Origin of the sequence: Providencia sp. M-27, from assembly GCF_011077905.1 — a bacterium.
In the GTDB taxonomy this organism is placed as follows: Bacteria; Pseudomonadota; Gammaproteobacteria; order Enterobacterales; family Enterobacteriaceae; genus Providencia; species Providencia huaxiensis.
On the sequence record NZ_JAALBT010000017.1, the window covers coordinates 58,644 to 66,527 of the forward strand.

General features: G+C 37.2%; 9 protein-coding genes. 4 read left to right on the plus strand and 5 right to left on the minus strand.

Going from position 1 to position 7,884, the window contains the following annotated elements:
- Window positions 1-127: 127 nt before the first annotated feature.
- Window positions 128-340: a HEAT repeat domain-containing protein gene (locus G6Q48_RS18525; protein ID WP_102137457.1), complete on the plus strand. Its 213-nt coding sequence runs from the start codon at window positions 128-130 to the stop codon at window positions 338-340.
- A 273-nt stretch (window positions 341-613) separates the two neighbouring features.
- Window positions 614-832 carry a HEAT repeat domain-containing protein gene (locus tag G6Q48_RS18530; protein WP_166267938.1) on the plus strand — a complete coding sequence of 73 codons (219 nt, stop codon included), beginning with the start codon at window positions 614-616 and terminating at the stop codon, window positions 830-832.
- A gap of 93 nt (window positions 833-925) precedes the next feature.
- Here G6Q48_RS18530 and fghA read toward each other — a convergent pair whose 3' ends face one another.
- The 5 genes from fghA to G6Q48_RS18555 form a co-directional block, all read right to left on the minus strand.
- On the minus strand, window positions 926-1,762 hold the full coding sequence (fghA, locus tag G6Q48_RS18535) for an S-formylglutathione hydrolase (RefSeq protein ID WP_166267940.1): 837 nt from the start codon (window positions 1,760-1,762) through the stop codon (window positions 926-928).
- 10 nt (window positions 1,763-1,772) lie between these two features.
- A complete protein-coding gene (locus tag G6Q48_RS18540; RefSeq protein WP_102137454.1) occupies window positions 1,773-2,885 on the minus strand; it encodes an S-(hydroxymethyl)glutathione dehydrogenase/class III alcohol dehydrogenase in 1,113 nt (370 codons plus the stop codon).
- Between the two features lie 15 nt (window positions 2,886-2,900).
- On the minus strand, window positions 2,901-3,173 hold the full coding sequence (frmR, locus tag G6Q48_RS18545) for a formaldehyde-responsive transcriptional repressor FrmR (RefSeq protein WP_004261729.1): 273 nt from the start codon (window positions 3,171-3,173) through the stop codon (window positions 2,901-2,903).
- Between the two features lie 168 nt (window positions 3,174-3,341).
- Window positions 3,342-4,259: a bestrophin family protein gene (locus G6Q48_RS18550; protein ID WP_166267942.1), complete on the minus strand. Its 918-nt coding sequence runs from the start codon at window positions 4,257-4,259 to the stop codon at window positions 3,342-3,344.
- Between the two features lie 185 nt (window positions 4,260-4,444).
- A complete protein-coding gene (locus G6Q48_RS18555; protein ID WP_102137452.1) occupies window positions 4,445-4,771 on the minus strand; it encodes a DUF1090 family protein in 327 nt (108 codons plus the stop codon).
- 556 nt (window positions 4,772-5,327) lie between these two features.
- Between G6Q48_RS18555 and G6Q48_RS18560 the strand changes: the two genes are divergently transcribed.
- Together G6Q48_RS18560 and G6Q48_RS18565 are read left to right on the plus strand one after the other, a co-directional pair.
- Window positions 5,328-6,425, plus strand: coding sequence for a fatty acid desaturase family protein (locus G6Q48_RS18560; protein WP_102137451.1), 1,098 nt, complete (start codon window positions 5,328-5,330; stop codon window positions 6,423-6,425).
- A gap of 371 nt (window positions 6,426-6,796) precedes the next feature.
- Window positions 6,797-7,741: an ATP-grasp fold amidoligase family protein gene (locus G6Q48_RS18565; RefSeq protein ID WP_102137450.1), complete on the plus strand. Its 945-nt coding sequence runs from the start codon at window positions 6,797-6,799 to the stop codon at window positions 7,739-7,741.
- The last annotated feature ends 143 nt before the right edge of the window (window positions 7,742-7,884 follow it).

Below are 7,884 nucleotides of genomic sequence, written 5' to 3' on the forward strand. Positions count from 1 at the left end.
TAGTTATTAGCCTAAAAATGAGTAAAATCTATATAATCTATTAATAAAACCTTAAACTTCAAAAATAAATCTCAAGTACTTTCACTTAGAATACCTTGGCATCGCGTAGGTATTTCAAAGGGTTTACATGGAAAATAACATTATTGAAACATTAATTGAGTTAACACATCGTGGAAATGATGATGTTAAAATTGCAGCTATTTCAGCCTTAGGTGATTATAAAGTCACCGTTGAACAACAAAATGCAATCAATCGTTTACTTGAACTCTGTAAAGACCCTAATAGAGATGTCGCAGTGTCTGCAATAAAAGCATTAAGTAAACTCTCTGAACATTTTTAATCTAAAACCAATATCTTTCATTAATACTTTTTAAAACCAAAAGCTTTTAATTGAATCTCACCACCTCTCTAGTAGCTAACGGATGAATAGATAGTGATATTTCCACTTGTTCATCCGTTAGCTCCCCTCCATATCAACCAACACTCATATTAGTTGTGTTTTTTGATATTAATAAACCATTTCTTTTAGTAGCATTCCCAACATTGAGATTAATATTTGAAAAAAATGAGTTTTAATTAGCTTATTTATTAATACCCATAAGTAGGATAATAAATGGATAGCAAAGTCATCAATACATTACTTGATTTAACAAAAAGAAAAAATGATGATGTGAAAATAGCCGCTATATCCGCTTTAGGTGATTGTAATATACGGCTAAAACAACATAGTACGATTAATCGGCTGCTTGAATTATGTAATGACCCAAATAAAGATGTCGCAATCAGTGCCATTAAAGCAATAAGCAAGCTCTCATACGGGGGCTTCAAATAGTGATTTAGTCTTATTATGGTAAAATTATAGAAATAGTTAGGTGAAACCAATTATTGGTCCCACCTAGCTATTATTGGTCCCACCTAGTTATATTTAGCGATTATCGTTTAAATAGCGAGCATGAAATGCAATATGCTCACCAATAAAGCTACTAATAAAGTAGTAACTGTGATCATAGCCATCACGAAGATTCAATCGATATTCAAATTGCTTTTTGTCACAAACACCAGCAAATAACTCAGGTTTTAATTGCTCTTGATAAAAAGGATCCGCAGTGCCTACATCCACTAAAATAGGTGGGATAGCCTCAGATTTTTCAATCAGTTCAACTGTATCATATTGGGACCAACTACTCGTCTCTTCCCCCAAATAAGCCGTAAAGGCTTTTCGTCCCCAAGGAACTTGGGTTGGCGCAACAATCGGAGAAAATGCAGATAAACTACAATATCGACCTGGGTTACGTAAGCCAATCATTAAAGCCCCATGCCCTCCCATTGAATGGCCAAAAATAGAGCGTTTATCCGTTACAGGCAAATGCGTTTCAACTAAAGCGGGTAACTCAGATACGATATAATCATACATTTTGTAATGATTGCGCCATGGCGCTTGCTGAGCATTCACATAAAAACCTGCACCTTGCCCTAAATCATATGCCTCGTCATCAGCGACCTCAGCACCACGAGGGCTGGTATCTGGTGCAATTAAGATCACGCCATATTCTGCCGCAAATTGTTGGGCTCCCGCCTTAGTGATAAAGTTTTGTTCATTACAGGTTAACCCTGATAACCAATAAATCACTGGGCAAGCCGCTGTTTTCGCTTGTGGTGGTAGGTAGACTGCAAACTTCATTTCACAGCCGAGTACGGTGGATTGATGTTGATAAACATCCTGCCAGCCCCCAAAGCACGCATGGCGTTCAATTCTCTCCATCAAAGACTCCTTAATCATAGTGAATAACGGTGCGGATTGATTTACCTTCATGCATTAAATCAAATGCGTCATTAATACTCTCTAATGGCAATGTGTGCGTCACAAATGGAGACAGCTCAATATCACCCTTCATGGCATCTTCAACCATTTTTGGCAATTGACTACGGCCTTTCACACCACCAAATGCCGTGCCGCGCCAAGAACGCCCTGTCACTAATTGGAATGGGCGAGTTGAGATTTCTTGCCCAGCCCCTGCGACACCAATAATAATTGATTGGCCCCAACCTCTGTGTGCACTTTCAAGTGCTGCACGCATAACATTAACATTACCAATACATTCAAAGGTATGATCAACTCCCCACTGGGTTTTCTCAATCAACACTTGTTGAATCGGCTTATCAAAGTCATTAGGATCCAAACATTCTGTCGCACCAAATTGACGCGCTAATTCAAACTTAGACGGGTTAGTATCAATGGCAATAATACGGCCAGCTTTTGCTTGTCTTGCCCCTTGAATAACCGCGAGGCCTATCCCACCTAGCCCAAAAACAGCAACAGAGTCACCTTCTTGTACTTTAGCCGTATTATGTACAGCACCAATACCCGTGGTCACACCACAACCTAACAAGCACACTTCTTCATGATTAGCTTGAGGGTTAATTTTCGCCAAAGAAACTTCAGCAACCACCGTATATTCGCTGAATGTTGAACAGCCCATATAATGGTAAACCGGCTGCCCATTATAAGAAAAACGGGTTGTCCCATCTGGCATCACACCTTTACCTTGTGTTTCCCTAACAGAGACACATAAGTTTGTTTTACCTGATTCACAAAAAACACATTTTCCACACTCTGCCGTATAAAGAGGAATGACATGGTCACCCACGCTAACGCTGGTAACACCTTCCCCGACTTCCACAACAACACCTGCGCCTTCATGTCCTAATACCACAGGAAATAAGCCTTCAGGATCATCACCTGACAATGTAAAAGCGTCAGTATGGCAAACACCTGTATGGCTAATCTTAACTAACACTTCCCCGGCTTTTGGTGGCATAACATCAATTTCGACAATTTTTAATGGCTCACCAGGGCCAAATGCGACTGCTGCACGTGATTTCATCGTTATTCCTTCTTTTTACCGCAAATATGTTCGAATTAATGAGATAGCGTCGTCTACAGAGTCTTTTTGCAACTGTGTTGTCGCAGACTCCTGAAGCCCTTCTCGTAAATGACTCTCTAATACCCCAGCCATCAAGCCATTAACTGCACCGCGAATAGCAGCAATTTGTTGTAAAATGGCTGCACATTCAACTTCATCTTCCAAGGCCGACTCCAAGGCAAGCAATTGCCCTTTCAACTTTCTGACCCGTGTAAGGACTGCTTTTTTTTCTTTTGGGGAATGTGGCATATTTAAGCCCCTTTAATATACATAGGGGGAGTATAGTATTAGTCAGATTATCTGTACAGAATTCCTTATTTTTATGACCAAAAAAGACAAAATAATACCCAGTGGAAAAGTGAAACAGTAAAACACCAATATCAAGCTTTACTGTCTCCAATTAGGAATAGATCAACGCTACAACAAGTTGAAGTATTTATCTGGTTGGTACTGAGGGGGAAGTGGTTTAATATCTAACATATCCAATGCATTACGTTCAATACTATTACAAATGGCATTAAGCGGTAAATCATTTGCAGCAATCCCAAACGGGTCTTCAAGTTCCTCCGCTAATGCATCCCACGCTAAGAAGGTATAAGAAATAAAAACAGACACAAATGGCGTCATAAAATGCAAGTCAACGACCAACGCAAAAGGAAGTAATGAACAAAATAAGTAAACTGTTCGCTGCAAAATGAGTGTATAAGCAAATGGGATCGGTGTATTCGAAATCCGCTCACAGCCACCAAGTACCTCCGATAGCGCATTAATATCTTTATTAATGGCTTGAAAGAGCACATCACTGATGACTTTTTTATCGCGTAATTCCCCCACCTTTAGGCCAATCTGCAATAATACTCGGCTAGTGGGAAACGGACTTTGGATAACTTCATCAAAAATAGCTCGGGGTAGCAACCTATACAAATCAATGACTGGGCTGGTTTTTCTTAATTCATGTTTAAGGCTCCAACCAAAAGCGATCAATAAATTAGCAAATTCCTTTTGAGCTGATGGGTCATTGGGTAATAATCCTTTAATATTTCTTAGAATATTTCTTTGGTTGATCAATAACGAAGCCCAAAGCGTCCTAGCCTCAATCAAGCGGCTATAACATGCGTTATTACGAAAACCTAGGAATATTGCGATAGCAATCCCTAGCAAACTAAAAGGGGCTATCGTTAAGTGTATACCTAATCGTTCGTACCATTGAAAACTGAGTACAGCCACGATGGATATCATTATATTTAGAGAAAGCCGAAATGTTATTTTTGACAGTACAGAACCATGCCAGTCAAATAACCGAAAAAACCAGTGTTGATGAGGGCGAATAACCATAAGAAGACATATTGTGTTAAGAAAACGACATTAACTTATTATTTCATTGATTAATTCAATACGCTAGCGCCAAACAAAAATTAAAGTGAAAGTTACTCTAATTATAACAAGCTGCAATAGTGCTAAATTCATCCAACACGGTTTTATTCTATAAATAATATTGGGTTTTAATATTACCTATTACATTATTTTTTAGCGGCTTTTAAGCGTTCGATTTCATCTTGTAACGCCTCTATCTGCTGCTCTAAATGATCAGTTTCAGTAAAACTATATCGATGATTTAGTTTAGTTGGGCCTGTCGCTCCAGAATAATGGTCATAGCAGTTATTTTGTACATTTGAAATCGCACGCTCTAATCCTGCAACCCTATTTCGATTCCCATGCATTTTGGCATATTTTAGTTGTTTTTCTAGTTGATAGATTTTTTTATCACAACCATAGTATTTATAACTTGCTTGAGCGGATACTGGAATAATCAGTGTTGATAAAATTATTAACAGTATTTTTTTCATATTACATTCCTAATTCAAGAAATAATTTACCAGTAACTATTTCATCACTTTGACACATTATTAATATAGGCAAGCTCCTAATTTAGCTTAAGCAAGATAAATATAACGAGCAATTCAAGTAAACCAACTAAAAATGATAACCGTAATTTATTGTTAACATAGGAAAGCAAATGAAATCATTTTTTCACATGATTTATTACAGACAGACATATTTTTCCCTGATACTTTACAGCTAAAGGATTTCTCTACAAGGATGTAGCCAGTTTTTCGTATTTCAATAGGTTGATAATACATGTTTTACTGAGTCGCCCATAAAAAAACATATCAGTTTAATTAATCCATAACTCACATTTTACCGTTTATACGGCGGAAATCATTCATTTATATTTATTTCCATCAAAAACACTTATTTAAATTGTCGAAATTTATTACTTTCGATGAAATCTGATTCAGAATAGGTCGAAACGTTCTTCCCCTGTCATATTTATTTTGCGACGATTAACTTAGTATGGATATACTCTTTGATTAAAAGAAGATCACATCAAATGAGAGTCGCATGCATCACACTGAATTCGAACTCACGTTCTCAAATGCTAACGAACAACAATTTCATATCGCATTAAAACAAGCAAGTCAGGAATATCTGCAAGCTAAACAAGATCACGTGTATGCCAGCCTAGCTGACCTTACTATAATTGGGGTCTTATTTATTGTTGCCCTTCTGAGTTATCTTCCAACACTCATGACAACATCTACCTCAATTTACATATTGTCCTATTTTGTATTTGTTTTACTTATCATGTTATTAAATGTAATTGGCCAGCACGATGCCTGCCACAATACCCTATTTAAATCAGGCTGGAAAAATCGGTTATTTGGCCGTTTGGTGACATTACCATTAGGCTTAGAACCGGAGTTTTGGCGTACACGTCACGTTCATTATCACCATCACTACGCCAACATCGAACATTACGATTTAGACACTGAAGAAAATGGTATATTCCGCCAAACGCCATTTCAACGGTGGCGGCCTTTTATGAAATATCAGCATATTTATTGGCCTTTCATTGCATCGTTGTCACTCACATGGATAGCTCTCGTATTTGATTGGTCCGATAGGACTGGGAAAACACGCTTAAAGACGCAGAAAGTACTCGAGGGTAAACTGGGCTGGGGGCTATTTTTAGGCAGCAAAATATGCCATTTAATACTGATGCTCGGCCTCCCGTTGTTCGTAGCTCACAGCCATGGGATCAGCTTAGCAACAATATTTATCACTTACTTATTGAGCCAAATGGTCGCATCCATTTTTGTAATTTATTTATTACTAGGCACACATTGGGCAGAGACACAGTTTTTCACTGCGCCTGAAGATAAACAAATTCAGCATGGCTGGTACCACCATAATTTTGTCACGGCTTGTGACTGGCTACCTACTCCCCATTATTTATGGCGTTTAACAGGGGGATTAAACTACCACCTTACACATCATATTTTTCCTCATTGGCATCATCGTCACTACCCTGCTTTAGCTCAAATTTTAGCTAAGCTAGCGCAACAATATGATATGCCATACCGCTGTATTGATTACAAACAACTCGTTGCGGCTCAAATACGATTCCTAAAAAAAATGGGGCAACCGCCATTACAGTAAGAATATTAGTCATTTTGAAAATAATAACCTTCTCAATTATTATCTCTGAGCCCACGGGTTTAGAGATAATATCTAAATAAACCCTTAAGGTTTATCTTCCTTACCTTTGTTACACTTTAAATAGCAATTTCCACATTATTAATGTCGAATAATTAAAACAATCGATTGAATTATTGATATAAAAGCAGACAGATTCCCGGCTATTATTAACAAAATGGCCGTTATTTATCTTTTGTTTACTATTTATTGATTAAGAGATTATTAAATTGGTCGTTACATTTATTGATGCTTTATTTAAGTTATAAAAAATATAATCAAATAAAAATTAGATTTCATTTACACACTACAATATTAGAATGGTTGGCGCTCGCATGAAAAAAGCAGAGTATTTTATAAAAAAATTACGTACACTCATTATGAGTGATAATATCTATCTCTCTAATAAATTTACTAAAAAACTCAATTATCGCCCTGACTTTAAAGCACCAAAAAGCTTTAATGAGAAGGTCAACTTTAGAATGCTACGAGATAAAAATCCATTATATTCACAATTTGCGGATAAACTTACGGTTAGGGAATACATTTCCCGAACAATAGGAAATGAATATTTAGTTCCTATTATAGCTACTTATAAAAATGTCGATGAAATTGATATAAATAAACTGCCAGAGCGTTTTGTTTTAAAATGCAATCATGATAGTGGCAGTAGCATTATTTGTCGCAATAAAGCGCAATTTGATTGGCCAAAAGCTAAAAGCAAATTGGATTTTCACTTAACTAAAAATCTTTACTATATTACTCGAGAGCGCCATTATAAAACGATTCCCGCACAGATTATGTGTGAAGAATATATTGATTTATTCGCTAATAAAAACCGAAAGTTAGTGCCTGAAACATGCAGGATCCACTGCTTCTCTGGCAAGCCTGTCTATGCAGAGATTGACTACTCCGATGAATTTGGCAATGAATTTATTAATATTTACGATACCAACTGGCAATTGCAACCCGTGACTTTTGGTTATCCAAACATGATGGAACCCGTATCTGAGCCGCCATTATTCAAAGAAATGTTACGGTTAGCAGAAATACTCGTCACACCCTTTGATTATTGCCGAGCTGATTTTTTGATGTCTGATGAAAATACGTTGTATTTCAGTGAACTCACTTTCGCCCCAAATGCAGGCAGAACAGAAATATCACCGCTGTCATGGGATTTCAAATTGGGAGAACTTTGGGAACAACGTATTGTACGTAACACAAGACATTTACCCATCGAAGCACAACTTGCACCTTCAGCTGCAAGTAAAAAGAAATAATTAAAACGTAAAAAAGGCTCTGAGATAACTCACAGAGCCTTTTATTGTGTATAGAAAACCCCCAGCTAGGCTGGGGGTTCCGTAAAGCTTTCAGCTTTGAATAAGATATTAAAACCCCTTTTGATTTGTTAAAACACCTTGCG